Origin of the sequence: Micromonospora noduli (genome assembly GCF_003264365.1) — a bacterium.
GTDB classification, from domain to species: Bacteria; Actinomycetota; Actinomycetes; order Mycobacteriales; family Micromonosporaceae; genus Micromonospora; species Micromonospora noduli.
Map to the genome: position 1 here is coordinate 19,138 of NZ_PYAK01000021.1, position 26,112 is coordinate 45,249.

Below are 26,112 nucleotides of genomic sequence, written 5' to 3' on the forward strand. Positions count from 1 at the left end.
CGGAGCCGAAGCGACCGCCGAATCGGACAGCGTGGCCCCCGGACGGTGAAAATTCCGCTCCGGGGGCCCCGTCCGGCCCTCACTCCGCGTACCGTCGGGGACACGGGAGGGTGGCATGTCGACGGTGGCGATTACCGGGATCATCGAGGCGCACGCTGTCGACGTCTGGCGTCTGCTGACCGACCTGCCCGGCCGCGCGGCCCGGTTGACCGCAGCCGGCCCGATCGAGGTGCTCACTCCGGGTTCGTTCGGCCCGGGCACCTCCTGGCGCGAGGAGCGGGTCCAGCCGGGCGGCGGCACGCTGACCGAGGAGTTCCTGGTGGTCGAGGCGCTCGCACCGCAGCGACTGGTGCTCTGTTCCTCCGGCACCGGCGCCGACTACCGCATCACCTGGAGCTTGCGGCCGGTCCGCCGCCGCCGTCGGGGTTGCACCGCGATCACCGTCACCCACGAGGCGGTGCCGACCGCTCCGTACGGTCGGGTGGTGGCGCTGCTGCTCGGTGGGCTGGCCGCGCGGGCGGTCGAGGCGGCGCTCTGGCGTGATCTCGCCGACCTCGCGGTCGCGGCCGGTGCCACCGGCTCCGTCGAAGCCGCCTGAGCGCCAGTCGCTCAGCCTTCGCCGTGACCTGAACGGGGTCCGGCCCCCTCCGCTGGGTAGGGTGCCGGGCGGAGGTGCGGCATGAGGTTCCCGAGAGGCCGGCGACGGCTCGCGATCGCGGTCGCGGCGCTGCTCGCGACGGCGGCCGTAGTGGTCATCGTCCACCGGGTCCTCGCACCGGCAGAGGTGAGCACTGTGGCGCGGGCCGACTATCCGGCCCCGGCCCGACCGGCTGCCGGAGTGATCGGTCGGTTGCCGGTCGCCCCGTTGATCGTCGACGGGAGACTGAGGGTGTACGCCGCACACCGCCAGGTCTACGCCGACCGGCCGGTCGACGGGCGGTACCGGACCAGCCCGTACTGGTCGTACCGGCGGTGGCCGGCGGAGCTGACCGGGGTGGTGGCCAGCGGCAGCACGGTGGTCAGCCGCTGGTCCGACGGGGAACTCGTCGCACTCGACGCCCGGACCGGCGGGGTGCTCTGGCGAGCCGACGGCCCGGAGCCCGTCGAGAGCACGGCACCGGTGCGTCGTACCTGGGCGGCGGCCGTCTGGGATGCGCCCGGGCTGCAGCTCACCGACCTTCCCGACGGGCGGATCGTGCTGGTGGTGACGGGGGATGCCCAGGCGCGCGGGGTCGAGCTGAGCGGCGGCCGGGAGCTGTGGCGGGTCGAGCTGCCCGGCAGGTGTCGTAGCGATGTCGGCACCACCGCCACCGGGCAGCTGATCGGCCTGGATACCTGCGCCGGAGCGGCCACTGTCGAGTTCCGGGACGCGGCGACGGGCGAGGTGCGTGAGCGTTGGCGACCGCCGGGCGGCCCGGACAGGTTTGTGGTGACGCCGCTCGGCTGTCGTACCGGCGGGTCGGACTGTCTGGGGTTGCGGACCGCCGGGCCGGGTGACGAGGGCGGTCGGGGTTGGTTGTTGGCTGCCGGTTCGCCGGTCGCCGCCCCCGCGCTGGACCCGGCCAGCGTCGCGCTGGTCGGTGAGCAGTCCGTCGCCGTGCTCGACGGGGTCGTCGTGGGCCGATCGGCGCGTACGGGCACCGAGCTGTGGCGGTCCCCGGGCCTGAGCGGGGCCCGGGTGCTGGCCGGGCAGCCTGGCCGGGTGCACCTGCTGACCGAGGCGAACGATCTGGTGACGCTGGATCCGGCGACCGGTAGGCAGTTGTCCCGCTTCGTGCTCAATGTCGGCTCGGACGGGACCGGCTGGGCACCCGGGGCGGTGACGGCCGAGGACGGGTTCGTCGCGGTCGAGCGGCTCCGCAAGCCGGTCGACCCGACTGGCGACGACCGGCGCTACTACTACACCGGCGAGGCGGTGATCCTGGCCGCCACCTGATCGTGGCGTCTTCGACCACGGAACACCGAACCGTTCCATTCCCTTTGTCGTAAAAGGGTACTTTTTTCATGGTTCAGGTTTTCCGGTGGAAGGGGTCGGCGCATGGCCAGGACAGCAGCCAACTACCTCGCGGGTGGCACGCTCGTCGCCACCGCGAGCCTGGCGTTGGCGGTGTCGCCGGTGCTGGCCGCCGACCCCGCCTCGGCACGGGGGTTCGGCGTCGTCTGGGCCGAGCCGTCGGCGGGCACCGGCGTCACCTTCGAGATCCTGCCGGCGTCGCCGACCCCGCCGCCGACTCAGCCGCCGCCCACGTCCACGCCGACGGCACCGCCCCAGCCCACACCCAGTCACGGTGAGTTGCCGGTCACCGGGTCGGGTGGGTCGGCGTTGCTGCTCGCCATGGTGGGTGCAGCCCTGATCGTCGTCGGGTGGTTAGCCGCCCGCAGGCGTCGGCCGAGCTGACAGCTCGTCGGCGCGGCCGAGCTGACCCGCGAAGTAAACGACCGGCCGAGGCGTCCCCCCTCGCGGACGAGGTCTTCACCTCCTCATCCGATGATCGTCAGCGGGAACCGGGTGTCAGGCCGGTCGGTGTTCGACAAAACGGACATAAGTTATCTATAGTCCCATTGTGCGACTCCTGGCAGCCCTGTTGGGCTCGATCATCATCCTGCTCTTCCCGGTGCCGGCCGAGGCGGCGCCGACTGGCGCGAGGACGGTCACGCTCGCCCGGACCGTCGGGGTGGACATCTCCGTGCCGGCGTCGGTCAACCTCGGCTCGGGCATCGTGGGGAATTCCCTGACCGGGCAGCTCGGTCCCGTCGAGGTGCGCGACTCCCGCGGGCCGGTCAACCCGAACGTCTGGATCGCGACCGTCTCCGCCACGGTGTTCATCACCGGTGCGGGCGGCGCGCAGCGAACGATCGCCAATGGCCAGGTCTTCTACTCGTCCGGTCCGGCGGTCCGCAGTACCGGCGGCGGCATCCTGGTGCCGGGTCAGCTCACCGCCGCCCAGGCGGTGTCTCTGAGTGCGACCCGAGAAGCGTTCCGGAAGACCAGCGGCAATGGCAACAACACGGTCGTCTGGGTGCCGACGATTCGCGTCGCCATCCCGACCGGTGTCATCGGAGGGACCTACCGGGGCGTAATCACCCACTCTGTAGCCTGACGGGTGATTCGTCCCATTCATAGGACTTTGGTATGGTCTGCTGCCTACTGTCAGCGGCATGAGGAAGCCACTTCTTGCCCTGACCGCCGGTGCGGCCGCCGTGGTAGCACTGGCCTCGCCGGCCGCGGCGGCCCCGTCGGGTGACACCATCGTCACCTTCACCATCGCCACCGCCGACCTGAACATCACCGTTCCTGCCGCCATCAACCTCGGTTCCGCGTTTGCTGGCAACAGCATCACCGGTGAGCTCGGCACCGTGACGGTCTCCGACCAACGGGCGGCGCTCTCTGCCACGTGGACGGCCACCGTCACCAGTAGCTCGTTCACCACGGGCGGCGGTACCCCCGAGGAGACCATCCCGCCCAACAACGTGGAGTACTGGTCCGGTGCGGCCACTGCCACCAGCGGCACCGGCACGTTCGTTCCCGGACAACCCACTCAGGCCGACGCGGTGGTCCTGAACATCCCCCGAACTGCCTTCTCGAAGACGTCGGGTGCCGGCGTCAACTCGGCGAGCTGGGCACCGGACATCCGGATCACCATCCCGGCGACCGCCGTGGGCGGCACCTACTCGGGGGTGATCACCCATTCGGTGGCATGATCGGGCCTGCGCCCTCGCCCTGGCCGCGACCGTCCTGGTCGCGGCCGGGGCGCCGGCGATGGCCGCAGGAACGGTGCCGGCCGCCGCGTACCGGCCGCCGGCACTCGCCGAGCCCACAGTGCCCGAGGCCGACATGCCGGCGGCGGGATCGCGGCAGCCGTCGGTCACGCCGAGCCCCGATGCCCTGCCGGCCGGGGTGGGGATTCGGCTGCTCGACGCGCCGGCGAACCGGCGTGACGACACCCGGGCGTACAAGTACATCGTCGACCACGTCAAGCCCGCAACGACGATCAAGCGCCGGGTCGCGGTGCGGAACTCGTCGGAGCTCCACCGGAAGGTGACTCTCTACGCCGCCGCCGCCAGCGTCTCCGACAACGGATTCGAGTTCGCCCCGGAGCGGACCGAGAACGAGCTGAGCAGCTGGATCACCGTGTCGCCGGACGAGGAGGCGCTCGCACCCGACGAGGAGGTCGAGGGGCTGGTGACCATCAAGGTGCCGTCCGCCGCGGAGGCCGGCGAGCGGTACGCGGTCGTCTGGGCCGAGGTGCCCGGGACGGACGGGTCGAATGTCCGGAGTGTCGGCCGGGTCGGCATCCGGGTCTACCTGTCGGTGGGCCCCGGTGGTGAGCCCCCGTCGGGCTTCGACGTCGGCCCACTCACCGGTGGTCGGGATGCCGAGGGGACGCCGTTCGTCATCACCGAGGTGCGCAACACCGGTCGCCGTGCGCTCGACCTGGCCGGTGAGCTTCGGCTCAGCGACGGGCCTGGTGGCCTCGCCGCCGGTCCGGTGAAAGCCGAGGCGGGAACGCTGCCGCTGGACGGTCGGGCCACGGTCCGGGTGCTGCTCGACCGTCGGCTCCCGGACGGCCCCTGGGCAGCAACACTCGCGCTGGCCAGCGGCTGGACCAGGCGCACCGCCACCGGTGCCGTGACCTTCGGCCCGGTGCCCACTGCGGCGAGCAGCGAGGACCGGTCTCGCCAGTTGCTCACCGGCGGACTGGTCGCCTCGGGCCTGGTGCTGACGTTTCTGATGGTCTACGTGTACCGCCGACGGCTGCGGACTCAGGAGCCGGTACCAGCCGCCTGACGTCGGTCGGTCCGGTCCCCTGGAGCAGTAGAGGGGAACCGGACCGACCGAATGCTCGCCGGGTCAGACCAGCGCGGCCTCCGCAGCGGCCAGGAACGCGTCGTTCTCGGCCGGGGTGCCGATGGTGACCCGGACCCCGTCTCCGGCGAACGGCCGCACGATCACCCCGCGCGCCTCGCACGCCTTGCCGAACGCCACGGCCCGCTCGCCCAACGGCAGCCAGACGAAGTTGGCCTGGCTCGTCGGCACGTCCGGCACGAACTTGCGCAGCGCCTCGGTGACCCGGTCCCGCTCGGCGACGACCAGGGCGCAGCGACGCTCCATCTCCGCCACCTGGGTCAGCGCGGCGAGCGCCCCGGCCTGGGCTGCCGTGCTGCTGGAGAACGGGGTCGCCACCTTGCGGATGGCGGCCGCCACCACCGGCTGGGCAACCAGCCAGCCCATTCGCAGCCCGGCGAGCCCCCACGCCTTCGACAGCGTGCGCAACACCGCGACGTTCGGCCGTTCCAGGTAGTCGAGACCGTCCGGCACCTCCGCGTCGGTGACGAACTCCCGGTACGCCTCGTCGATGACCACCAGCACGTCGTCCGGCACCGCGTCGAGGAACCGGTCCAGCTCGGCCCGGCGCAGCGCCGTACCCGTGGGGTTGTTCGGGTTGCAGACGAAAATCACCCGGGTCCGGTCGGTCACCGCCGCGGCCATCGCCGCCAGGTCGTGCCCGTGCCCGGCGTCGTTGGGCACCCGCACGCTGGTCGCGCCGCTGGTCGCCACGATGATCGGGTACGCCTCGAAGGACCGCCACGAGTAGAGCACCTCGTCGCCGGGCAGGCAGGTGGCACGCACCAGGTGCTCGGCCAGCGCCACCGAACCGCAGCCGGTGGCGATCCGATCGGCGTCCACCCCGTACCGCTGGGCAAGCGCGTCCCGCAGCGCGACCACACCCATGTCCGGGTAGCGGTGCGAGGTGGTGATCGCCTCGGTGACCGCCTCCACCACGCCGGGCAGCGGCCCGTACGGCACCTCGTTGCTGGCCAGCTTGATGGCCTCCGGCAGGCCCAACTCCCGGGCCAGGTCGGCGGGGCTGCGCCCCGGCACGTAGCTGGGCAGCGCGTCCAGGTCGACGCGGGTCAGCCGCAGCGCCGGCTGGTGACGTCCGGAGTCGGTCATGGGGTGTCTCCCGGGGGCTGGTTACGGTCGTTCGAGGGGGCGGTATCGGTGTGTGGGGGGACTTCGACGACCACCGTCTGCGCGCGCTTGTCGTGCAGCGCCTGGCGCAGGGGGTGGTCGAAGAGGGGGGAGAGAGCGTCGACCAGTTGCAGCACCAGGCCGAGCCCGGCGCAGTACCAGAGCAGAGTCGGCAGGCCCAGAGTGCTCCACCGGCTCAGCGCCCGGCGGACGCCCAGCGGCTGGTCGGCGGCCATCGGCACCGCCCGGATCCGCATCACCCGCTTGCCGACGGTCTGCCCGCCGGAGGCCATTGTCGGCACCTCGTACGCCAGCCAGAGCGCGGTGGCGATCAGCAGGATCGCCACCAGCAGAGAATTGGCCTGCTCACTGGGGATCGGCAGGCCGTCGGCGGACGTGTCGCCGCGCGACGCGCGCCGGAAGACCTCCTGCCAGTACGGGGCCCACTCCTGCGCCCAGCGCCAGACGAACCAGCCGTTGACAACCACGTTCAGTGCGAAGACGAGGCCGAAGTCGATCAGCCGGGCGACCAACCTACGGCCGTAGCCGGCCAGCCTGAGGCCGTGCGGTCGCGGCTCGGGCGGTCGTCCGGGCCAGCCGGGATGACCGGCCGGAGGCGCCCAGCCGGGAGGGGCACCCGGTGGGGTCCAGCCAGGCGGACCGCCCTGCGGACCCCAGCCGGGAGGGCCCGCCTGCGGTACCCAGCCCGGGCCGTGGCCCGGTTGCGGGCCGTACCCCGGGGGTGGGCCCTGCTGCTGCGGTGACCAGCCCGGCGCTCCGGTCGCCGACTCAGGAGTCGTCGACGCCGCGGGCGCGGCCGGGGTGACCGGAGCGGGCGGCGGCTCGGGCGGCGGCGGGCCGTCCGGCGGGGTCGCGTCGACGGGAATGGGCGCACCGAGCCAGCCCTCGCCGTCCCAGTAACGCCGGGTCTCGGTATCGGCGGGGTCGACATACCAGCCAGGTTGAACGCTCACGAAGACACCTTAACGACGACCGTCGCGGCGAACTTGTCATGGAGGCACTGCTGCCACGGCTTGTCCCAGAGCTGCCAGAACCCGTCGAGGTAGCTGATCCCGGGGACCAGTGAAGCCGCCAGGTACTGCACGAGCCATCGCCGGCCAGCCATCCGCCGGTCCAGGGTGTGGGCCGGGTCGATCGGTACAACGCGCAGCTTCATCACCTTCTTGCCGAGCGTCTGACCGCCGCGCTTGAGGTACTCCACGTGGTAAAGCCAGTAGAACCCGAGCATCAGGACGAGGAGCCCAAGCTGGAGCAGCAGGATCGGCAGGAAGAAGCCGACGAAGAAGGTGCCCGGCTCGGGTTCCACGAAAGTCCCGTCGGGATTGGTCTGCGTCATCTCGGTGAACATTCGCCACCAGAGGATGAGGAAGAACGGACTGAACAACGCAAGCGACACCGCGCTCGCCAGTGCCGTGTCGATCAGCCAGGCCAGCAGCCGGTCGGTGAAGCTGGCCAGCGGCTGACCACTCGGGCTCAGCGGCGGGGGCAGCGGGCCGGGTGGGCCAGCATGCCATTGCGGCGGACCGTACCCGGGTGGGGCGTACTGCGGCGGCGTGGCGTACCCGTGGGGGTGTGGGCCGGGCTGCGGCGCGAAGCCGCCGGCGGTGGGTCGGGGCCCACCGGCCGGCGGCGTCGGGTACGACGGAGGTTGCGTCACGCTCGCAAGTGTTACAGGTTGCCGCGGGCTTCCTGCTCCCGCTCGATCGCCTGGAAGAGCGCCTTGAAGTTGCCCTTGCCGAAGCCCAGCGAGCCGTGCCGCTCGATCAGCTCGAAGAAGACAGTGGGACGGTCCTGCACCGGCTTGGTGAAGATCTGGAGCAGGTAGCCGTCCTCGTCCCGGTCGACCAGGATCTTGCGGGCCTTCAGCTCCTCGATCGGCACCCGCACCTTGCCGATCCGCTCGCGCAGCTCCGGGTCGTCGTAGTACGAGTCCGGCGTGTCCAGGAAGTCGACACCGGCCGCGCGCATCGCGTCGACGCTGGCCAGGATGTCGTTGGTGGCGACGGCGATGTGCTGCGCGCCCGGGCCCTGGTAGAACTCCAGGTACTCGTCGATCTGGGACTTCTTGCGGGCGATCGCCGGCTCGTTGAGCGGGAACTTCACCTTGCGGGTGCCGTTCGCCACGACCTTGCTCATCAGCGCCGAGTAGTCGGTGGCGATGTCGTCACCGACGAACTCCGCCATGTTCGAGAAGCCCATCACCCGCTTGTAGAACTCGACCCACTCGTCCATCCGGCCCAGCTCCACGTTGCCGACCACGTGGTCGACGGCCTGGAAGAAGCGCTTCGGCTGGATGCCGGCGTCGATCATCGGCTGCCGGTCCACGATCGGGCCCCGGGCCACGAAGCCGGGCAGGAACGGGCCGGTGTAGCGGGACCGGTCGACCAGCGTGTGCCGGGTGTCGCCGTACGCGGCGATGGCGGCCATCCGGACGGTGCCGTGCTCGTCGGTCACCTCGTGCGGCTCGACGACGCTGGCGGCACCCTGCGCGATGGCGTGCGCGTACGCGGCGTCCACGTTCGGGACCTCCAGCGCGATGTCGCTGATCCCGTCGCTGTGCCGGGCCACGTGCTCGGCGCCCTCGGCGTCCGGGCGCACCGCGCCGGTCAGCACGAACCGGGCCGAGCCGCTGGTCAGCACGTACTGGGCGTGGTCCCGGTAGCCCTGCTCGGGGCCGCGGTACGCCACGCAGGTCATGCCGAAGGCGGTGGAGTAGTAGTGGGCGGCCTGCTTGGCGTTGCCGACCAGGAAGTGCACGTGGTCGAGGCCCCGAACCGGGAACGGGTCGTGGCTGATGTCGTGGTCGACAGCGCCGACGAGCCGGTCGACGTCGACGTCCTCGGTCGACTGGGGTCGGTCGATCGCCTGGGTCATGGTGGGCTCCCTCGCGTACCGGCCGGCCTTGTGGGCCGCCGTGGTCGGTTCTTGTGGCGAGGATCGCTGTCCCGGCATCGAGTGGGCAACTGTTGCCAGAAACGCTGGTCAGGTTGCGCATTCGGTATGGTCTTCACTCATGAATGGTGAGCAGAATGTACAGCTCGACGCGCTCGACGTGCGCTTGATCGAACTGCTCGCCGAGGAGCCGCGGATCGGGGTGCTGGAGTGCTCCCGGCGGCTCGGCGTGGCCCGGGGCACCGTGCAGGCGAGGCTGGACAAGCTCATCGAGCGGGGGGTCATCAAAGGCTTCGGCCCCGAGATTGCGCCGGCCGCGATCGGGTTCGGGGTGACCAGCTTCGTCACCCTGGAGATCAGTCAGCGGCACGGCCACGACCCGGTCACCGCCCACCTCGCCGCCATCCCCGAGGTGCTGGAGGCACACACCATCACCGGCTCCAGCGACCTGCTCTGCCGGATCGTGGCCCGCTCCAACACCGACCTGCAACGGGTCATCGACCAGATCGTCTCGTCCGCCGGCATCACCCGCGCCTCGACGATCATCGCGCTGGCCGAGCAGATCCCCTACCGCACGCTGCCGTTGGTGCGTAGCGCTGTTCGGGCCGAGGGAAGGGTGCTGTAACACCTCCGAGCGCAGAAAGCGCGGCGACACGGCGGCGCGGGCGTACGGAAGATCCGTGATCGTGGCTACGGTGTGCGGGTGGCGAAGGGGAGCGTGCGCGGTGGGCTGCTGCTCGGCCTCGCCGTGGTCGTCGCGCTCGCCGCCACCGGCGTGTGGAACCCGTTCCCCGGCCTGTGGGACTGGGTGGACCGCAGCGAACCCATCTCCGAGCCCGACGTGGTCTGGCAGCAGCGGGTCGGCGGCACTCCGCGCAGCGTGACCATCGCCGGCGACGCCGTCGTGGTCGAGCAGCGCACCCGGGTCGAGGCTCGCAGCCTGGCCACCGGCGCCCAACTCTGGGAGCGCAAGGCGGACTGGGCGGCGGTCGCCGGCGGCGACCGCGACCCGGTCGTGGCCGTGGGCAAGCTCCTGGTCAAGGGGTACGAGCTGCTCGACCCGACGACCGGGGTGACCCGGCGGCGTGACGATGACGCGGTGGCCGTCTGGACGTACCGCAACCTGCTCCTCGACGCCAGGTGCACGGACGCCACAGACTGCACCCTGAGCGCCTGGGACCCGCGTGGCACCGCGCCGCTCTGGACGGCCTTCCTGCCCGGGGTGCACAGCGGCCTGCTCGCCGACAATCCGGGTCTGCGCGGCACCCGCCGGCTCACCGCCACCCGGATCGACGACGGCGTGGCTGGGGCGGAAGCCGCGCCACCGCTGCTCGGCTTCCCGGTCGACGGTCGGGTCCACGTGGTCGACACCGCCACCGGCCGGGTGTTGCAGAACGTCGAGCCCGGCCGGGAGGAGCGGCTCTCCGTGGTGGGCGGCCGGCTGCTGCGGATCGCCGCCCGCTCCCAGGACGGCACCTGTTACTTCGCCATCTCGGCCCGGGACTCGGCGACAGGGCAGGAGGCCTGGCAGCGGGCCGGCATCAACCTGCGCACCGCCGACACCGCCGGCTGCGTGCAACGCGAGGACCCGCAAGGTGCGCGGAACGTGCTGATCGGCGTCGCCCCGGACGGCCGCGAGGCGGTGATCGACGGGTACGACGGCCGGCTGCTCTGGGTCGGTGAGCCGGGCACGAAGTTGATCGCGGTGGACGACCGTTCGGCGGTGTTCCGGGCCGCCGACAAGCGCTCGGTCATCGCCCGTGAGCTGGGCACCGAGAAGGTGCTCTGGACGCGACAGGCCAGCGGCAAGGCCGGGGCCGCGCTCACCCCGTACGCGGTGGTGGTGGCCGACGAGAAGCCGTCCCGGCTGGCGGCACTGGACCCGCGCACCGGCCGGGAGTTGGCCGTCCTGCGCACCTCGGCGAACGTCCTCGCCGTCGGGTCACAGGGCATGATCATCGGCGAGGGGCGGGAGATCGGGTACGTCCGCTTCGGCGCGTCCGGAAGCTCGCCCACCCGACCGCCCGGCGACGGTGGGAATCCCGGTCCGGGCGGCCCTGGCCCCGGCGGGCCGAACAACGGCGACTGCGGGCCGAAGGGGGAACTCTGCCCCGACCCGGGCGGCGGCAAGGACGGTTGAGCGGGCGGTTCGCCCGATGATCCACCGGGCGTGCGGGGCCCGGCACGCCCGGTGGATGAGAGCGGCGTCCCAGGACCCGCCCGGCGGGTGGGAGTGATCGACCGGTCTGCCCTAGGCTTGCCGCTCATGAGCAGTGCCGCCGCATTCTCGTACGCCCCTCTGCTGCCGACCGGCCCGGACCAGACGGATTATCGCCTGGTCACCGACGAGGGCGTGGACGTCGTACACGGCCCGGGAGGCCGTCGGTTCCTCACCGTGGAGCCGGCCGCGCTCACCGCGCTGACCGCCGAGGCGATGCACGACATCGCGCACTTCCTGCGCCCCGCGCACCTGGCGCAGCTCCGGGCGATCATCGACGACCCGGCCGCCTCGCCGAACGACCGGTTCGTCGCGCTGGACCTGCTGCGCAACGCCAACATCGCCGCCGGCGGTGTCCTGCCCATGTGCCAGGACACCGGCACCGCCATCGTGATGGGCAAACGCGGTCGGCACGTGCTGACCGACGGTGCCGACGCGGAGGCCATCTCGCGGGGCGTCTACCAGGCGTACACCAAGCTCAATCTGCGCTACTCCCAGCTCGCCCCGCTGACCATGTGGGACGAGCGGAACACCGGCAGCAACCTGCCCGCCCAGGTGGACCTGTACGCCGAGGACCCGGACGGGCACCCCGACGCGTACAAGTTCCTGTTCATGGCCAAGGGCGGTGGCTCGGCCAACAAGTCGTACCTCTACCAGGAGACGAAGGCGCTGCTCAATCCAACGCGGATGATGCAGTTCCTGGAGGAGAAGCTGCGGCTGATCGGCACCGCCGCCTGCCCGCCGTACCACCTGGCCATCGTCATCGGCGGCACCTCCGCCGAGTACGCGCTGAAGACCGCGAAGTACGCCAGCGCCAAGTATCTTGACGCGCTGCCGACCGCGGGTTCGATGAGTGCGCACGGCTTCCGTGACCTGGAGCTGGAGGCGGAGGTGCTGGAGCTGACCCGCAACTTCGGCATCGGCGCGCAGTTCGGTGGGCGGTACTTCTGCCACGACGTACGGGTGGTCCGGTTGCCCCGGCACGGTGCGTCCTGCCCGGTGGCGATCGCTGTCTCCTGCTCGGCGGACCGTCAGGCCGTCGCCAAGATCACCCCGTCGGGCGTGTGGCTGGAGCGCCTCGAAACCGACCCGGCGCGGTTCCTGCCCGACGTGACCGACGATTCACTCGACGCCGAGCTGGTGGTCCGGGTCGACCTGAACCGGCCGATGGACGAGATCCGCGCCGAGCTGTCGAAGTACCCGGTGAAGACGCGCCTCTCGCTCTCCGGGCCGCTCGTGGTCGCCCGGGACATCGCCCACGCAAAGATCGCCGAGCGGTTGGACGCCGGGGAGCCGATGCCGCAGTACCTGCGTGACCACGCGGTCTACTACGCCGGCCCGGCGAAGACCCCCGAGGGGTACGCGTCCGGCTCGTTCGGCCCGACCACCGCCGGCCGGATGGACGCCTACGTGGAGAAGTTCCAGGCCGCCGGCGGCTCCCAGGTGATGCTGGCCAAGGGCAACCGGTCGGGTCAGGTGACCCGCTCCTGCCAGCAGCACGGCGGCTTCTACCTCGGCTCGATCGGCGGCCCAGCAGCCCGCCTCGCGCAGGACTGCATCAAGCACGTCGAGGTGCTCGAATACGCGGAGCTGGGCATGGAGGCGGTCTGGAAGATCGAGGTGGAGGACTTCCCCGCCTTCATCGTGGTCGACGACAAGGGCAACGACTTCTTCGCCGAGGTGACCAAGCCGGTGCTCACCGTCGGCCGCCGCTGACCCGACAGGTACGCCAACGGGCGCCGGGCGAACTCGCCCGGCGCCCGTTCTGTCGCCCGTGCTCTGCCGACATCGGTACGCCCGCCCCGCTGGGGTGGGACGGGCGCACCGCCCCCGTCGGATGCCGTCACCGACAACCCGGAATGAGTGTGCTGCGCACCGCTGTCGATCCGCTCTCAGATCACTATCGCCTGACCGAGGCGGTCTGTTACCACCGGACTACTCTGCTGGAAGTTGCACCACTGACGCGGGAGAGCAGATGCGGTTCGGGATCCTGGGGCCCCTGCGGGTGGGCGGTGGCGAGTCCACTGTCACCGCCGGGCGCGACCGGATCGTGCTCGCCATGCTCTTGTTGCGGGCCGGCCGGCTCGTGCCGGTCGACGAGCTGGTCGACGCGGTGTGGGAGGACCACCCGCCGGCCACCGCCCGGGCGCAGTTGCAGACCTGCGTGTCGCGGTTGCGCCGCCGCTTCACCGAACTCGAACTGGCGCCGGACCTCATCGTCACCGACCCGGCGGGGTACGGGGTGCGTACCGCACCGACCGACCTGGACGCCGAGGTCTTCACCCGGGGCGTGGAGGTGGCCCGAGCCGCCGCCACCGCCGGTCGCCTGGTCGACGCCCGTGTCGAATTCCGCGCCGCCCTGGCGTTGTGGCGCGGGCCTGCGCTGGGTGGAATCCCGAGCCGGAGCGTCCGCCGCCGTGCCCAGGCACTCGACGAGCAGCGCCTCACCGCCCTGGAGGAGTGCGTCGACGTCGAGCTGCGCCTTGGTCAGGCAGCCGAGCTCATCGAGGAGCTTGCGGAGAGCGTCGACCGGCATCCGTTGCGGGAGCGGCTGCGCGGCCAACTGATGCTGGCGCTGTCCGCGGTCGGGCGGCAGGCCGACGCGCTCGCGGTCTACCGGGAGGGCCGGCGGTTCTACGCCGACGAGTTGGGCATCGAGCCGGGCGTCGAGTTGCAGGAGCTGCACCAGCGGGTACTCGCCGGTGACCTGGCCCTGGCCGGTCGGGAGGCGCGGCCGACCGCTCCGGTCCGCTCGCTGCCCCGGGCGATCGGCGACTTCACCGGCCGGCAGCAGACGATGGCCCGCCTGGTCAAGGAGGTGGAGGCCGGGGCCCGGATCCAGCTCATCGACGGCATGGCGGGCAGCGGCAAGACCACCCTCGCGGTGCATCTCGCCACCGCTCTCGCAGACGACTACCCGGACGCCCAGCTCTACATCGACCTGCACGGGCACAGCGAGCGCACTCCGTTGACGCCGGCCGTGGCGGTGGCCACGCTGCTGCGGCAGCTCGGTGTGCCCGCCGAGAGGGTGCCGACGAGCCAGGACGACCGGTTGGCGCTCTGGCGTAGCGAGCTTGCCGGTCGGCGGGCCCTGCTGGTGCTCGACAACGCGGCGACCGCCGACCAGGTGACGCCGCTGCTGCCCAACGGCTCGCACTGCCTGATCCTGATCACCAGCCGCCGCCGGCTGGTCGGGGTGGATGAGGGGCGACCGTCGTCGCTTCCCGTGCTCGACAGTGACGAGGCGGTCGAGTTGCTCGGGCGGGTCGTCGGCGTGGACCGGGTGGCGGCGGAGCCGGAGGCGGCCACCAAGGTCGTCCAGCGCTGCGGACACCTGCCGCTGGCCATCCGGCTGGCCGGTGCCCGGTTGGCACACCGACCCCGTTGGCGCATCGCCGACCTGGCCGAGCGGCTGAGCACCCGGCCGGATCCATTGGCCGAGTTCGAAGCCGGCGAACGGTCCGTCGGCCGGGCCTTCGCCCTGTCGTACGCCCAGGTGTCGCCGGTGGCGCAGCGCGCGTTCCGGTTGCTGGGCCTGCACCCGGGAGTACGGTTCGACAAATCGGTCGCCGCCGTACTGGCCGAGCTGTCCCTACCCGAGGCCCAGGACCTGCTGGACGAGTTGGTCGACGCGCACCTCGTGGAGGAGGCCGAGCCGGGCCGGTACCGGTTGCACGACCTGGTTCGGGAGTACGCGCGGACGCTGGTGGCCGAGCCGGAGCGGACGGTCGAGCGACGGGGCGGCATCGAGCGTCTGCTCGATCACCACCTGCACGTCGCCACGGCGATCGCCCGCGAGAGGGAACTCTCCGCGCTCCGCTCCCTGATTGTGGTGGGGGAGCCGCTCCGTCCTGACCTGGTCATGCTCGTCGCCGAGCAGGGTCGAGCCTGGCTCGACGAGAACCTGGCCGCCTGGACAGCCCTGGTCCGATTGGCGGAGACCGAGGGTTTTCTCCGCTACTGCTGGCAGTTGGCGAGAGCCTGCTGGCACGCCCAGTTCGAGGGCGGTCGCCTGGATGAACTGATTGAGACACACAGCATCGGCCTGCGCGCCGCCGAGGAGTTGGGTGACGACAGGGCGGTGGGGATGATGCTCAACTACCTCGCCTCGGCCCATTACCGGCTGGGTGATTTCCCTACGGCGATCCGGGTGATGGAGAGGTCACTCGACATCTTCCGCCGCCTGGGTCTGCAATACGAATACCGCAACACCCTGGGCAACCTGGGCACCGCGTACGCGGCCAACTTCCAGTTCCGCCGGGCTCGCGAGTCCTACGACGCTGCTCGGGCGCTGGCGACGCGGATGGGCGACACGACGGCGCTGGCGAACGAACTCAACAACCTGACGATCACCCTACTGCTCTGGGGACGGCACGACGAGGCGCTGCACACCGCTCGGCGGCACCTGGGGATCGCCCGCGAAATCGGCGACACGCGGCGGCTCGGCAACGCCTTCGGGCACCTCGGGATGGTCCGGCATCGGATGGGCGACGTGGCGCCGGCCGCACGGTTGCTGCGGGTGGCGCTGCGCTTCAAGCGCCAGATGGGCGCCCGGTTCGGTGAGGGTGAGGTGCTCAACGAGATCGGGATGATGGAACGGGAGGCCGGCCGTCCGGAAGAGGCCGCTGATCTGCACCGTGCAGCGCTGGTCGCGATGACCGAGGCGGGGGATCGCATCGGCCAGTGCGGCTCGCGCAATCTGCTGGCCCGAGCCATCCTGGATCAGGGGGACGTGAGCAGCGCGCTCGACCTGCATCGTCGGGTACTCGTCGACGCCACCGGGCTGGGTTCCCTGCACGAGCAGGGTCGGGCGCTGGAGGGCATCGCCCGCTGTCTGCTGGCGACCGACCCGGCGGCGGCGCGGGCGCACCTGACCCGGGCGCTGGCGCTGTTCCGGCAGATCGAGTCGCCGGACCAGCACGAGGTGGAACGGCTGCTCACCGAGTTGGGCTGACGGATCATCTGCGAGTCGGCCACGGGCGCGGCAGGATGGTACGCGTGACGACTCCAGAGGCGACCGGTTACCGCATCGAACGCGACTCGATGGGCGAGGTGGAGGTGCCCGCCGAGGCGCTGTGGCGGGCGCAGACCCAGCGCGCGGTGCAGAATTTCCCGATTTCCGGCCGGGGCCTCGAACCGGCCCAGATCAAGGCCCTCGCCCAGATCAAGGGCGCGGCGGCCGAGGTCAACGGCGAGCTGGGCGTGATCGACGCCAACGTGGCCGCCGCAATCGCCGCCGCCGCCGCGCACGTGGCCGACGGTGGTTACGACGACCAGTTCCCGGTGGACGTGTTCCAGACCGGCTCCGGCACCTCGTCGAACATGAACACCAACGAGGTGATTGCGACCCTGGCCAGCCGGGAGCTGGGCTCCCCGGTGCATCCGAACGACCACGTCAACGCCTCCCAGTCGAGCAACGACGTCTTCCCGTCCTCGATCCACCTGGCGGCCACCCAGTTCATCGTCGAAGACCTGCTGCCGTCGCTGGCGCACCTGGCGTCGGCGTTGGAGGCCAAGGCCGCCGAGTTCGAGACGGTGGTCAAGGCCGGGCGTACCCACCTGATGGACGCCACCCCGGTCACCCTCGGCCAGGAGTTCGGCGGGTACGCCGCCCAGGTCCGCTACGGGATCGAACGGCTGGAGGGCGCTCTGCCCCGACTGGCCGAGCTGCCGTTGGGCGGCACCGCCGTCGGCACCGGGATCAACACCCCGCTCGGCTTCGCCGCCGCCGTGATCGACAAGCTGCGCGAGTCGACCGGGTTGCCGCTGAGCGAGGCGCGTAACCACTTCGAGGCGCAGGGCGCGCGGGACGCGTTGGTGGAGACCTCGGGGCAGCTACGGACCGTGGCGATCGGCCTCTACAAGATCGCCAACGACATCCGCTGGATGGGCTCCGGCCCCCGCGCCGGTCTGCGCGAACTGCGTATCCCGGACCTCCAGCCCGGCTCGTCGATCATGCCCGGCAAGGTCAACCCGGTGGTCGCCGAGGCGATGCGGCAGGTCTGCGCCCAGGTGATCGGCAACGACGCGACCGTCGGGTTCGCCGGCTCACAGGGCGACTTCGAGCTGAACGTGATGCTCCCGGTGATGGGCCGCAACCTGCTGGAGTCGATCCGGCTGCTCTCCGCTGTGAGCCGGCTCTTCGCCGACCGGCTGGTGGTCGGCCTGGTCGCGGACGCCGAGGTCTGTCTGGCGTACGCCGAGGGCTCACCGTCGATCGTCACCCCACTCAACCGCTACCTGGGGTACGACGAGGCCGCGTCGATCGCCAAGGAGGCGCTGGCCAAGCAGACCTCGATCCGCGAGGTGGTCATCTCCCGGGGCCACGTCGACTCCGGAAAGCTCACCGAGACCCAGTTGGACGAGACGTTGGACCTGCTCCGGATGACCCACCCCTGACCCGGCTCGCCTGCCCCGGTCAGGGTAGGTGCCGTGGTCTCGCCCAGCCGAGGAAGCGGGTGAAGAGCGCGGCGGGGTCGGGGCCGTCGTGCGGGTTGAGTCGGTACAGGTCGGCAGCGGCCTCGTGCAGGGCCATGCACAGGTAGATGTTCAACCCGATGCGGTCGTGCGCGTACTCCTGGCGCAGGGTGAGTCGGGCGACCGGGCACGGCCAGGGCGCGGCGCACACCCGGCAGAGCCAGAGCGGGCGCAGCGGCAGGTGCGGTCGGCGTGGTGTCGTCGCGCGGCCGTCCGGGGCGGTCCGGGACATGCGGCGGCCTTCCTTTCGACCTGAATCGTTTGTGGCATCACCACGCCCCCGGGGCTCGCCCCCGGGCCGGACTGCGCCAAGATCGTGCTCGACCCTGGATGTAGTGGCTTCCGCATGTCAGGACCCCACTCTTTCCAGGATCGAGCACGATCTTGCGTGGTCGGTCGGGGCTGCCAGTGGGGTCCGGTGGCCGAAGTGGTCGGTCGGTTGGTGGGCGTGGTCGGGTGCTGAGCGCGGCTGGAATGGTGGGCGTGGTCGGCCGGGTCGGCCGGGTCGGCATGGTCGGCCGGGGTGGCCGGGGTGGCCGGGGTGGCCCGGGTGACCTGGTCGGCCGGGGTGGCCGGGTGGCCGGTGTGGGCGTGGTCGGGGATGTCTTGGGCGGATGCTTTGGACCTGACTCGTTTGTGGCATCGCCTCCGCTTGTCCTGGTGGGTGCGCTCCGACCGTGGCTCGCTCTGGCCGTGGCTCCCCGCGGTGTGGCTCGGTCCGGGTGTGGCTCGGTCCGGCTGTGGCTCGCTGCGGGGTGGCTCGCTCGACCGTGGCTCGCTCGACCGTGGCTCGCTCGACCGTGGCTCGCTCGACCGTGACTCGCTCGACCGTGGCTCGCTCGGGCGTGGCTCGGTCCGGCTGTGGGTGTCCGGGAGGTGGGACCGCCCGGCACGGGGGAGCGGGCGGTCCCGTGCGGCGCCGGCAGATCCCGGGGGACGGGGAGCGGCGCCGCGCTTCACAGTCTGGTGATCAGGCGACTACGGTCGGAAGGGTTTGGCCGCGTCGTCATAGTCGCCCTGTTTTGGGTGGCACCGCCGCTGGCGGCCGGCTGGAGATGATCGTCGGCGGGGTGGAGGGCGGGCACGGCATGGCCGATGGACAGATGACGGCGGCGGCGTTCCTGATCGCGGAGCTGCGCCGTGCGCGGGTCCGGCGCGGTTGGAGTCAGGACGAGTTGGCCAAGGCGGTCAACTACTCGGCGTCGATGGTCAGCGCCGTCGAGCTGGGTCAGCAGCCGCCCACCGCGAAGTACCTGGAACTCGTCGACCGCGCCCTGGACACCGGCGGCCTCTTCGGCCGGATGTCCACCGAACTGGTCAGCCTGGACCGGGCGCAGCCCTGGCTACGCGGCTGGCAGGCGATCTTCGAGCAGGCGCGCGCGGTCCGCTGGTACGAGCCTCGGTACGTGCCGGGGCTCTTCCAGACGGAGGACTATGCGCGAGCCGTCTTCGAGGCGGGCGGCCTGCTCGCCCCCGAGGAGGTCGACCGGCGACTGACCGCCCGGATGGAGCGTCAGGACGTGCTGCACAGCGAGCGTGCGCCGCAGATCGTGGCGGTGCTGGACGAGGCGGTGCTGCGGCGACGGGTAGGTGGACGGAAGGTGATGCGCGACCAGACGCTGCACCTGGTCGGCATCGCCACCGCGCACCCTCGGGTCCGGCTGCACGTGGTGCCGCGATCCGCCGAGGAGTACCCGGGGCTCGGCGGGCAGTTCGCGCTCGCCGCCCTGCCCGACGGCACGGAACTGGCCTATCTGGAGTGCCAGGTTCGCGGCCAGGAGCTGGACCAGCCGCAGGATCTGTTGCGGTTGCAGCGGGTCTGGGAGGCTACCTTGGGCGAAGCCCTGCCCCCGCAGGCGTCGATCGAGTTGATGAACGAGGTGGCCGAGTCGTGGAGTTGACCGACGCTCGCTGGCGCAAGAGCAGTCGCAGCAACCAGGACAACTTTTGCGTCGAGGTCGCGACGAATCTCGGGGACGTGGTCGGCGTGCGAGACAGCAAGGACTCGGACGGGCCCGTGCTCGTTGTCGACGCGTACTCCTGGCGGCTCTTCGTGGGCGCGCCCCCGCGCTGACCCGACCGCCTCGCCCGCGACGGCGGTCTGGTTTTCCGCGCACCTGGCCCTGATAAACGGCTCGACGGGGTCCTAAACGGCACGGATGATCCGAGCCATGGGTGACGATGGCGCGGCGGTGCCGGCGGGGACCGAGCGGCTGCGGTTGCGGCGGCTGACCATGGCCGACGTGGACGCGCTGGTCGAGTTGGACAGAGACCCCGAGGTGATGCGTTTCCTCACCGGGGGCGTCGCGACCCCGCTGGCCACCGTGCGCAACGAGCAGTTGCCGAGGCTGCTGGCGCAGTACGACAGATATCCCGGGCTGGGTCGGTGGGCGGCGCACGACCGGGAGTCCGGCGAGTTCCTGGGTTGGTTCGCGTTGGACCCGTCGGCGGACGGCACCGAGGCCGAGTTGGGCTATCGGCTGCGCCGCTCGACGTGGGGGCGCGGGCTGGCCACCGAGGGGTCGCGGGCGTTGGTCCGGTACGCCTTCGACACCGTCGGGGTGCGTCGGGTCTGGGCCGAGACGATGACTGTCAACGAACGCTCCCGGCGGGTGATGGTGAAGGCCGGGCTGCACTACGTGCGGACCTTCCACCTTCAGTGGGACGACCCGATTCCGGGCACCGAGCAGGGCGAGGTGGAGTACGAGGTGCGGGCGGAGGAGTGGGCGACCGTCGGTCAGGAGCGGCCGGCGGCCCGGCGGGCGCGGTAGGCGGTCACCGCGGCGCGGTTGCCGCAGCCGGCCTCGCAGAACCGCCGGGACCTGTTGCGGGACAGGTCGACGACGACGTTGTCGCAGTCCGGGTATTCGCAGATCCGCAATCGGCTCAGCTCGCCGGTCCGGACCAGGTCGGCCATCGCCATGGCGGCTTCGACCGCGATCCGGGTGGCCAGCGGTGCGTCGCGGGGAACGGCGTGCAGGTGGTACGGCTCGTCGTCGTGCTCGATGAGCTGAGGCAGCGCCTTGTGTTCCAGCAGCAGGCCGTTGACCACCGCGACGATCTCGGGTGGTTCGGCGTACCAGATGCGGCGCAGTTGGGGCCGCAGCTCCCGTACGGCGCGCAACTCGGCCTCGGTGTGCTCGTGCCGGCCGCTGTAGGAGTGGCGGACGAAGAACGCGTCCAGCGCAGCAATATCGGGCAGCAACTCACCGTCCCGACCTGCGGTGTTGACCAGCGCCGCGGCTGCGATCAGCGAACACTCGGTGTCATGAGCGAATAGCAACTTGACTCCTGTCAGGGCTTCCGCCTAGCGTCATCAGTACGAGGATAGTTTGCTCATGACACGGTGCCCATCCCGAGGAGCGCGACATGCACTCACGATCTGCTGCCGGCATCGGGTTGGCGCTGCTCGCCGCAGTCACCTTCGCCACCTCCGGAACCTTCGCCCGTTCGCTCATTGAGGCCGGCTGGTCAGCCGAGTCGGCGGTGATCGCCCGCGTCGGCGTGGCCGCCCTGGTGCTGGCGATTCCCGCCCTGCTGTCGCTGCGGGGTAGATGGGACGTGCTGCGGAGCAACGCCACCGCCATCGGGCTGTTCGGGCTCCTCGGTGTGGGGCTGGCCCAGGTGTGCTTCTTCAACGCCGTGCGCTACCTACCGGTCGGTGTCGCGCTGCTGCTGGAATACCTGGGCATCATCCTCGTCGTGGCCTGGATGTGGCTGCGGCACGGGCAGCCGCCCCGCCGACTCACCGTCGCCGGGTCGGTGGCCGCGCTGGTCGGGCTGGCGTTCGTGCTCGACCTCGCAGGCACCGCCGACTTCCACCCCGTGGGCGTGCTCTGGGGGCTCGGAGCGGCGTTCGGCCTGGCCGGATACTTCGTGCTCGCCGGCCGGGTCGACCCCCGGCTGCCCTCGGTCGCCATGGCCAGCGGCGGAATGGCCGTCGGCGCCGCCATGCTGCTCCTCATCGGGTTGACCGGCCTGCTGCCGCTGCACGCCACCTTCGGCGAGGTCACCTTCGCCGGGCAGCCCACCAGCTGGTTGGTGCCCATCGCCGGGCTGTCGCTGGTGGCCGCCGTCATCGCGTACCTCGCCGGCATCGCCGGCACCCGGATCCTCGGGCCCCGCCTGTCGTCGTTCCTCGGGCTGACCGAGGTGCTCTTCGCGGTGCTGATCGCCTGGCTGTTCCTGAACGAGCTGCCCACCGGCTGGCAGTTGTTCGGCGGTGCGCTGATCGTCGCCGGCGTCGCCCTGGTACGCCTCGACGAGCTGCGCGGGTCGCCCGCGACGCCCGGGCAGCCCACGCCCGAGCCCGAGCTGGCGCTTGACGGTCGGTGAGGTTTGGCGGTCGGGTGCTCCTGATGATCGGGCGATTGCCGGCGGGCGGTGACCTCAGCGGTCGGTGGGTTCCGCGGGCGGTGAGAGGGTGGGCGTTGTGCTGACCACTGTGGTGTTCGACGCTGACGAGACGCTGTTGGACCTGCGTCCGGCCGTCACCGGCGGGCTGGTGGCCGTCCTCGACGAGATGCGGCGACGCACAACTGCGGCGGCCGGGGTGACGCTCGCCGAACTGGAGTCGGACTGGGGCGCGGTCTTCGGCGAGTTGAGCGCCGCCCCGGTGGCGGAGATCCGGCGCGCCGCACTGGCCCGGTCGCTGGCCCGCGCCGCGCTGGTCCACCACCTGGACGAGATCGCGGACCTCTTCTTCGCCCAGCGCTTCGCCCTCACCCGACCGTTTCCGGACGTGCCACCGGCGCTGGCCACGCTGCGCAGCCGGTACACGCTTGGTTTCGCCACAAACGGCAACAGCCGCGCCGAACGGTGCGGGCTCGCCGGCGAGTTCGCCTTCGAGCTGTACGCGCACGAGAACGGCCTGCCCAAGAAGCCGGCCCCGGAGTTTTATGCCGGGGTGGTCGCGGCGGCCGGCGTGCCGGCCGGGCAGATCGTGTACGTCGGCGACTCGTGGGAGCACGACGTGGTGGCGCCTCGGCGGGCCGGCCTGCGATCGGTGTGGCTGAACCGGCTCGGCCTGCCTCGCCCCCTTGGCTGCCCACCCGACGCCGAAGTTTCCAGCATGGCTGACCTGCCCGCCGCGCTGGCGAATCTCGGTGTCGACGCGGTAGGTGTGTAGGTCGAGGAGGACGGTGCGGGTGTCTCTGCGGCCTGTGCCTCCGCGGCGTGTGCCGGTGCGGCCTGTGCCTCCGCGGCGTGTGCCGGTGCGGCCTGTGCCGGTGCGGCGTGTGCCTGTGCGGCCTGTGCCTGTGCGGTCGGGGTGCGGCTCGAACTGGCGGGATTCACGGCCATAACGGGCGCTCAACTGGCGTAATCTGGATCGTTGTTGTGTGATGGCTGCCACGTCCCTCAACGAGAGGATCCGATGTGGTGAGCAAGCGCTTCACCGCCCGTACGGTCGCGACCGCGGCTGTGTTGGCACTTACGGCTACGGGGTTGGGTGTGCCGGCCAACGCCGCGCCGAGCAACTCCAGGACCTTCACCGTCGTCGCCGAGGATGGCGTCGCCACCGACACGGCCGTCGCCGCGATCCGGGCAGCTGGCGGCACTGTGGTGTCCCGGTCCGATGAGGTCGGCATGTTCCAGGTCAGCAGCGACCGGGCCGACTTCGCGGCCAGGGCGACCGCCGCGCCGACGCTGATCGGCGCCGCCGAGCAGAAGGCCATCGGCCGCAAGCCGAAGCTGGACCGGGTCGAGCAGGAGCACCTGCCGGCCGCTGCCGGTGCTCGTGCCGGTGCTGCCGGTGCTGCCAAGAAGGGCGCCAAGCTCGATCCGCTCGATGACAAGCTGTGGGGCCTGGAGATGATCCGGGCCGACAAGGCCCGCAAGATCGAGCCGGGCGACCGTCGGGTGACCGTCGGCGTACTGGACACCGGCGTCGACGCCAGCAACCCGGACATCGCTCCGAACTTCAACTGGTCGCTGTCGCGTAACTTCGCGCCCGACCTGACCGATGTGGACGGCCCCTGCGAGGTGCCGAGCTGCCTCGACCCGGTCGGCACCGACGACGGCGGGCACGGCACCCACGTGGCCGGCACCATCGGCGCCGCGGCCAACGGCTTCGGTCTCTCCGGCGTCGCCCCGAACGTCTCGTTGGTCGAGCTCAAGGGTGGCCAGGACTCCGGCTACTTCTTCCTCGACCCGGTCGTCAACGCCCTGGTCTACGCCGGCCGGTCCGGGATCGACGTGGTCAACATGTCGTTCTATGTCGACCCGTGGCTCTACAACTGCACCGCCAACCCGGCCGACTCGCCCGAGGACCAGGCCGAGCAGCGGGCCATCATCAAGGCGATGAAGCGGGCGCTGGTCTTCGCGCACAACAAGGGCGTCACCCTCGTCGGTGCGCTCGGCAACAACAACGAGGACCTGGGCGCGCCGCGCACCGACGTCACGAGCCCCGACTACGGCGCCGACCCGTATGACCGCCCGATCGACAACGAGAGCTGCTGGGACCTCCCCACCGAGGGCCCGCACGTGATCGGCGTGTCGTCGGTTGGCCCGTCCGGCAAGAAGTCGGACTTCTCCAACTACGGCACCGAGCAGATCTCGGTTGCCGCGCCCGGTGGATTCGCGCGGGACGGCTTCGGGACTCCGACGTACAACACCCCCGGTAACCGGATCCTCTCCAGCTACCCGCTCAAGGTGCTCCAGGAGGAGCCCATCTCCGTCACCATCCCGGACCCCAAGGTGGACGCGGACGGCAACATCGATCCGCGCGTCGCCACGAGCGTGTTCAAGCAGTGCAAGGCCAACGGCGAGTGCGGGTACTACACGTACCTGCAGGGCACCTCGATGGCCTCCCCGCACGCCGCCGGTGTCGCCGCGCTGATCGTCAGCCGGTACGGCAAGGCGCAGGGTCGGACTGGCTTCGGCATGTCGCCGGACCTGGTCGAGCAGCACCTCTACCGCACGGCCGCCGAGCACGCGTGCCCGGAGCCGCGCCTCCAGCAGTACCGCAACGAGGGCCGGGACGAGACCTACGACGCGTACTGCGCCGGTGGGGTCAACTTCAACGGCTTCTACGGCTACGGGGTCGTCGACGCCTACGCGGCGGTGAAGACCCCGCTCAAGCCGAGCGCCCGCCCGTAGCGCACATCGCACTGCGGTGGCCCAACCGCCGCCGTCCTCCGGGGCCCGGTCGACACCTCGTCGACCGGGCCCCGGCTCGTCCAGGCAGGTTGTCACCGGCCGCCGCCGGGCGCCAGTCATGATCGACTCGGTTTCCTGGAAGGCGCGGTGTTGGCGCCTGAAGGATGGCGCGGTTTCCAGGAACCCGAGTTGATCCTGGTCATCTGGACGATCCCTGTCGCCAGCCGCGGCTGACCAGCGCGTCGCGCACCTCTCGGAGCACCGACGGGAACTCGCCGTGCAGCCGGCGGCTGGTCACGTGCAGGACCAGCCAACCCGCGGCGACCAGTTGATTCAGCCGACGGCGGTCGCGGTGTAGCTGCTCCACGTCGGAGTGCCACTTCCCGTCGTACTCCACCGTTACCCGATATTGCGGCCAGGCCAGATCGGGGTGCAGAACAATGCCGCTGGGCAGGCGTACCGGATGTTGAACCGCTGGGCGCGGCAGCCCACTCAGCACCAACCGCACGCGTAGTTGTGACTCCGGCGGAGACTCGGCTCCGCCGTCGGCCAGGTCGAACACCCAGCGTGCTCGTCGCGCACCCGGCCGGTCAGCATTGCGAGCAGCCATGGCGGCCAGGGTCTCGCGACCGACCAGCCCCTGCCCGAGCAGCGAATCGACGATGGTGACCGCCCGCACCGGGTCGAGCCACACAGCCGTCTCCCAGGCGGCCCGCCCGGGATCGGATCGGGGAATTGGGAGGTCTTGTCCCCTGGGCCTGGGCGGGCTGGCCGCCGCCCACCCATCGCCTCGACCAGCCACCACCATGCTCCCTGCTCCGACGGACACCGCGGCCGGACGGGACAGGCGCCGTGCTGGGCGTTGTGACATTCCGCCGGTAGGTGGGCGGCCCACCCCCGTAGGTCGCGCTGGATCACGTGGACTTCCAACGCTCGGCGGTCGTCCCGCGTCCGGCATTCGTCCTGCGTCGGGCGGTCGTCCTGCGTCGGGCGGTCGTCCTGCGTCAGGCGGTCGTCCTGCGTCAGGCATTCGTCCTGCACCTGGGGGTCGGCCTGCGTCCGGCGGTCGTCCTGCACCTGGGGGTCGGCCTGCGTCTGGGGGTCGTCCTGCGTCTGGGGGTCGTCCTGCGTCCGGCGGTCGGATTGCGGCTGACCGATGTCCTGGCGTCGGCGGACGGCTCGCGTCCGGTGGCTGGCCTGATGGTCGTCGTGCGGATGGCGCGGCCAGCTCGACGGTCTCGCTCGCCGTGAGCGGGGTGATGGCGTTGACGTGCACGCGGAGGCCGCGCTGTGGGCCTATCCGCAGCGGTCGGGGCACGAGGACGTGCACATCGTCGGTAAAGCTCGCGGCGTGTTGGACGCCGTGCAGGTAGGCGGCCGACGGGCCGCCGACCACCACGCCGGGCGGTAGCCGCAGGAGGGCGGCGCGACA

At 71.2% G+C, this 26,112-nt stretch carries 26 protein-coding genes; 19 read left to right on the plus strand and 7 right to left on the minus strand.

Features of this window, described 5'->3' with window-relative positions:
* The first annotated feature begins 115 nt into the window (after nt 1-115).
* From GUI43_RS17490 to GUI43_RS17515, 6 genes are all read left to right on the plus strand, one after another.
* Nucleotides 116-598 carry an SRPBCC family protein gene (locus tag GUI43_RS17490; protein ID WP_091403139.1) on the plus strand — a complete coding sequence of 161 codons (483 nt, stop codon included), beginning with the start codon at nt 116-118 and terminating at the stop codon, nt 596-598.
* An 81-nt stretch (nt 599-679) separates the two neighbouring features.
* A complete protein-coding gene (locus GUI43_RS17495; RefSeq protein ID WP_112699282.1) occupies nt 680-1,936 on the plus strand; it encodes an outer membrane protein assembly factor BamB family protein in 1,257 nt (418 codons plus the stop codon).
* A 102-nt stretch (nt 1,937-2,038) separates the two neighbouring features.
* Nucleotides 2,039-2,398 (plus strand): LPXTG cell wall anchor domain-containing protein, encoded by a 360-nt coding sequence (locus tag GUI43_RS17500; RefSeq protein ID WP_112699283.1) that lies wholly within the window; start codon nt 2,039-2,041, stop codon nt 2,396-2,398.
* A gap of 166 nt (nt 2,399-2,564) precedes the next feature.
* Nucleotides 2,565-3,101: a hypothetical protein gene (locus tag GUI43_RS17505; RefSeq protein ID WP_112699284.1), complete on the plus strand. Its 537-nt coding sequence runs from the start codon at nt 2,565-2,567 to the stop codon at nt 3,099-3,101.
* 58 nt (nt 3,102-3,159) lie between these two features.
* Entirely contained in the window at nt 3,160-3,702 is a 543-nt protein-coding gene (locus GUI43_RS17510) for a hypothetical protein (RefSeq protein WP_112699285.1), read from the plus strand.
* Between the two features lie 58 nt (nt 3,703-3,760).
* A complete protein-coding gene (locus tag GUI43_RS17515) occupies nt 3,761-4,789 on the plus strand; it encodes a hypothetical protein (protein WP_249037776.1) in 1,029 nt (342 codons plus the stop codon).
* A 63-nt stretch (nt 4,790-4,852) separates the two neighbouring features.
* Here the strand turns inward: GUI43_RS17515 and hisC are convergent, their stop codons facing one another.
* The 4 genes from hisC to hppD are packed head-to-tail and all read right to left on the minus strand — an operon-like array spanning nt 4,853 to nt 8,869.
* On the minus strand, nt 4,853-5,956 hold the full coding sequence (gene hisC, locus GUI43_RS17520; protein ID WP_112699287.1) for a histidinol-phosphate transaminase: 1,104 nt from the start codon (nt 5,954-5,956) through the stop codon (nt 4,853-4,855).
* Nucleotides 5,953-6,948: an RDD family protein gene (locus tag GUI43_RS17525; RefSeq protein WP_112699288.1), complete on the minus strand. Its 996-nt coding sequence runs from the start codon at nt 6,946-6,948 to the stop codon at nt 5,953-5,955. Before GUI43_RS17525 ends, hisC begins: the two co-directional genes overlap by 4 nt.
* Nucleotides 6,945-7,652: an RDD family protein gene (locus tag GUI43_RS17530; protein WP_112699289.1), complete on the minus strand. Its 708-nt coding sequence runs from the start codon at nt 7,650-7,652 to the stop codon at nt 6,945-6,947. Before GUI43_RS17530 ends, GUI43_RS17525 begins: the two co-directional genes overlap by 4 nt.
* A gap of 11 nt (nt 7,653-7,663) precedes the next feature.
* Nucleotides 7,664-8,869, minus strand: a complete 1,206-nt coding sequence (gene hppD, locus GUI43_RS17535) for a 4-hydroxyphenylpyruvate dioxygenase (protein ID WP_112588126.1) — start codon at nt 8,867-8,869, stop codon at nt 7,664-7,666.
* A 139-nt stretch (nt 8,870-9,008) separates the two neighbouring features.
* Between hppD and GUI43_RS17540 the strand changes: the two genes are divergently transcribed.
* From GUI43_RS17540 to GUI43_RS17560, 5 genes are all read left to right on the plus strand, one after another.
* A complete protein-coding gene (locus GUI43_RS17540; protein WP_112588124.1) occupies nt 9,009-9,512 on the plus strand; it encodes an Lrp/AsnC family transcriptional regulator in 504 nt (167 codons plus the stop codon).
* A gap of 72 nt (nt 9,513-9,584) precedes the next feature.
* Nucleotides 9,585-11,027 carry an outer membrane protein assembly factor BamB family protein gene (locus GUI43_RS17545; protein ID WP_373861211.1) on the plus strand — a complete coding sequence of 481 codons (1,443 nt, stop codon included), beginning with the start codon at nt 9,585-9,587 and terminating at the stop codon, nt 11,025-11,027.
* 126 nt (nt 11,028-11,153) lie between these two features.
* Complete coding sequence (locus GUI43_RS17550; RefSeq protein ID WP_091403108.1) at nt 11,154-12,821, plus strand: fumarate hydratase; 1,668 nt, start codon at nt 11,154-11,156, stop codon at nt 12,819-12,821.
* Nucleotides 12,822-13,080: 259 nt separating this feature from the next.
* Nucleotides 13,081-16,059, plus strand: coding sequence for an AfsR/SARP family transcriptional regulator (locus tag GUI43_RS17555; RefSeq protein ID WP_112699290.1), 2,979 nt, complete (start codon nt 13,081-13,083; stop codon nt 16,057-16,059).
* A 35-nt stretch (nt 16,060-16,094) separates the two neighbouring features.
* Nucleotides 16,095-17,504, plus strand: coding sequence for a class II fumarate hydratase (locus GUI43_RS17560; protein ID WP_181518450.1), 1,410 nt, complete (start codon nt 16,095-16,097; stop codon nt 17,502-17,504).
* Nucleotides 17,505-17,523: 19 nt separating this feature from the next.
* Here the strand turns inward: GUI43_RS17560 and GUI43_RS17565 are convergent, their stop codons facing one another.
* The gene (locus GUI43_RS17565; RefSeq protein WP_112699291.1) at nt 17,524-17,814 is read right to left on the minus strand and encodes a hypothetical protein; all 291 of its coding nucleotides are present in this window, start codon (nt 17,812-17,814) and stop codon (nt 17,524-17,526) included.
* An 856-nt stretch (nt 17,815-18,670) separates the two neighbouring features.
* Between GUI43_RS17565 and GUI43_RS17575 the strand changes: the two genes are divergently transcribed.
* The 3 genes from GUI43_RS17575 (at nt 18,671) to GUI43_RS17585 (ending at nt 20,353) form a co-directional block, all read left to right on the plus strand.
* Nucleotides 18,671-19,483: a helix-turn-helix domain-containing protein gene (locus GUI43_RS17575; protein WP_112601578.1), complete on the plus strand. Its 813-nt coding sequence runs from the start codon at nt 18,671-18,673 to the stop codon at nt 19,481-19,483.
* Nucleotides 19,474-19,656, plus strand: a complete 183-nt coding sequence (locus GUI43_RS17580; RefSeq protein WP_112601554.1) for a DUF397 domain-containing protein — start codon at nt 19,474-19,476, stop codon at nt 19,654-19,656. The genes GUI43_RS17575 and GUI43_RS17580 overlap by 10 nt, the downstream gene beginning before the upstream one ends.
* A 97-nt stretch (nt 19,657-19,753) precedes the next feature.
* The gene (locus GUI43_RS17585; protein ID WP_112699293.1) at nt 19,754-20,353 is read left to right on the plus strand and encodes a GNAT family N-acetyltransferase; all 600 of its coding nucleotides are present in this window, start codon (nt 19,754-19,756) and stop codon (nt 20,351-20,353) included.
* Here GUI43_RS17585 and GUI43_RS17590 read toward each other — a convergent pair.
* The gene (locus tag GUI43_RS17590; protein WP_091403587.1) at nt 20,320-20,865 is read right to left on the minus strand and encodes a CGNR zinc finger domain-containing protein; all 546 of its coding nucleotides are present in this window, start codon (nt 20,863-20,865) and stop codon (nt 20,320-20,322) included. The two genes, GUI43_RS17585 and GUI43_RS17590, sit on opposite strands and share 34 nt — an antisense overlap.
* A gap of 86 nt (nt 20,866-20,951) precedes the next feature.
* On the opposite strand from GUI43_RS17590, the gene GUI43_RS17595 reads away from it, so the two are divergent.
* From GUI43_RS17595 to GUI43_RS17605, 3 genes are all read left to right on the plus strand, one after another.
* Nucleotides 20,952-21,917, plus strand: a complete 966-nt coding sequence (locus GUI43_RS17595) for an EamA family transporter (protein ID WP_112699294.1) — start codon at nt 20,952-20,954, stop codon at nt 21,915-21,917.
* A 97-nt stretch (nt 21,918-22,014) separates the two neighbouring features.
* A complete protein-coding gene (locus GUI43_RS17600) occupies nt 22,015-22,710 on the plus strand; it encodes an HAD family hydrolase (RefSeq protein ID WP_112699295.1) in 696 nt (231 codons plus the stop codon).
* Nucleotides 22,711-22,961: 251 nt separating this feature from the next.
* Entirely contained in the window at nt 22,962-24,680 is a 1,719-nt protein-coding gene (locus GUI43_RS17605) for a S8 family serine peptidase (RefSeq protein WP_112699313.1), read from the plus strand.
* A gap of 199 nt (nt 24,681-24,879) precedes the next feature.
* Here the strand turns inward: GUI43_RS17605 and GUI43_RS34280 are convergent, their stop codons facing one another.
* On the minus strand, nt 24,880-25,374 hold the full coding sequence (locus GUI43_RS34280) for an endonuclease domain-containing protein (protein ID WP_211326716.1): 495 nt from the start codon (nt 25,372-25,374) through the stop codon (nt 24,880-24,882).
* Nucleotides 25,375-25,598: 224 nt separating this feature from the next.
* Between GUI43_RS34280 and GUI43_RS34285 the strand changes: the two genes are divergently transcribed.
* A complete protein-coding gene (locus GUI43_RS34285; protein ID WP_211326717.1) occupies nt 25,599-25,931 on the plus strand; it encodes a hypothetical protein in 333 nt (110 codons plus the stop codon).
* A gap of 19 nt (nt 25,932-25,950) precedes the next feature.
* Complete coding sequence (locus tag GUI43_RS34290; RefSeq protein ID WP_181549239.1) at nt 25,951-26,091, plus strand: hypothetical protein; 141 nt, start codon at nt 25,951-25,953, stop codon at nt 26,089-26,091.
* Nucleotides 26,092-26,112 lie beyond the last annotated feature (21 nt).

Coding starts and splice junctions, on each gene's coding strand:
- GUI43_RS17490 (WP_091403139.1), top strand. CDS start 116: ATGTCGACGGTGGCGATTACCGGGATCATCGAGGCGCACGCTGTCGAC.
- GUI43_RS17495 (WP_112699282.1), top strand. CDS start 680: ATGAGGTTCCCGAGAGGCCGGCGACGGCTCGCGATCGCGGTCGCGGCG.
- GUI43_RS17500 (WP_112699283.1), top strand. CDS start 2,039: ATGGCCAGGACAGCAGCCAACTACCTCGCGGGTGGCACGCTCGTCGCC.
- GUI43_RS17510 (WP_112699285.1), top strand. CDS start 3,160: ATGAGGAAGCCACTTCTTGCCCTGACCGCCGGTGCGGCCGCCGTGGTA.
- GUI43_RS17515 (WP_249037776.1), top strand. CDS start 3,761: ATGGCCGCAGGAACGGTGCCGGCCGCCGCGTACCGGCCGCCGGCACTC.
- hisC (WP_112699287.1), bottom strand. CDS start 5,956: ATGACCGACTCCGGACGTCACCAGCCGGCGCTGCGGCTGACCCGCGTC.
- hppD (WP_112588126.1), bottom strand. CDS start 8,869: ATGACCCAGGCGATCGACCGACCCCAGTCGACCGAGGACGTCGACGTC.
- GUI43_RS17540 (WP_112588124.1), top strand. CDS start 9,009: ATGAATGGTGAGCAGAATGTACAGCTCGACGCGCTCGACGTGCGCTTG.
- GUI43_RS17550 (WP_091403108.1), top strand. CDS start 11,154: ATGAGCAGTGCCGCCGCATTCTCGTACGCCCCTCTGCTGCCGACCGGC.
- GUI43_RS17555 (WP_112699290.1), top strand. CDS start 13,081: ATGCGGTTCGGGATCCTGGGGCCCCTGCGGGTGGGCGGTGGCGAGTCC.
- GUI43_RS17560 (WP_181518450.1), top strand. CDS start 16,095: ATGGTACGCGTGACGACTCCAGAGGCGACCGGTTACCGCATCGAACGC.
- GUI43_RS17565 (WP_112699291.1), bottom strand. CDS start 17,814: ATGTCCCGGACCGCCCCGGACGGCCGCGCGACGACACCACGCCGACCG.
- GUI43_RS17575 (WP_112601578.1), top strand. CDS start 18,671: ATGGCCGATGGACAGATGACGGCGGCGGCGTTCCTGATCGCGGAGCTG.
- GUI43_RS17585 (WP_112699293.1), top strand. CDS start 19,754: ATGGGTGACGATGGCGCGGCGGTGCCGGCGGGGACCGAGCGGCTGCGG.
- GUI43_RS17595 (WP_112699294.1), top strand. CDS start 20,952: ATGCACTCACGATCTGCTGCCGGCATCGGGTTGGCGCTGCTCGCCGCA.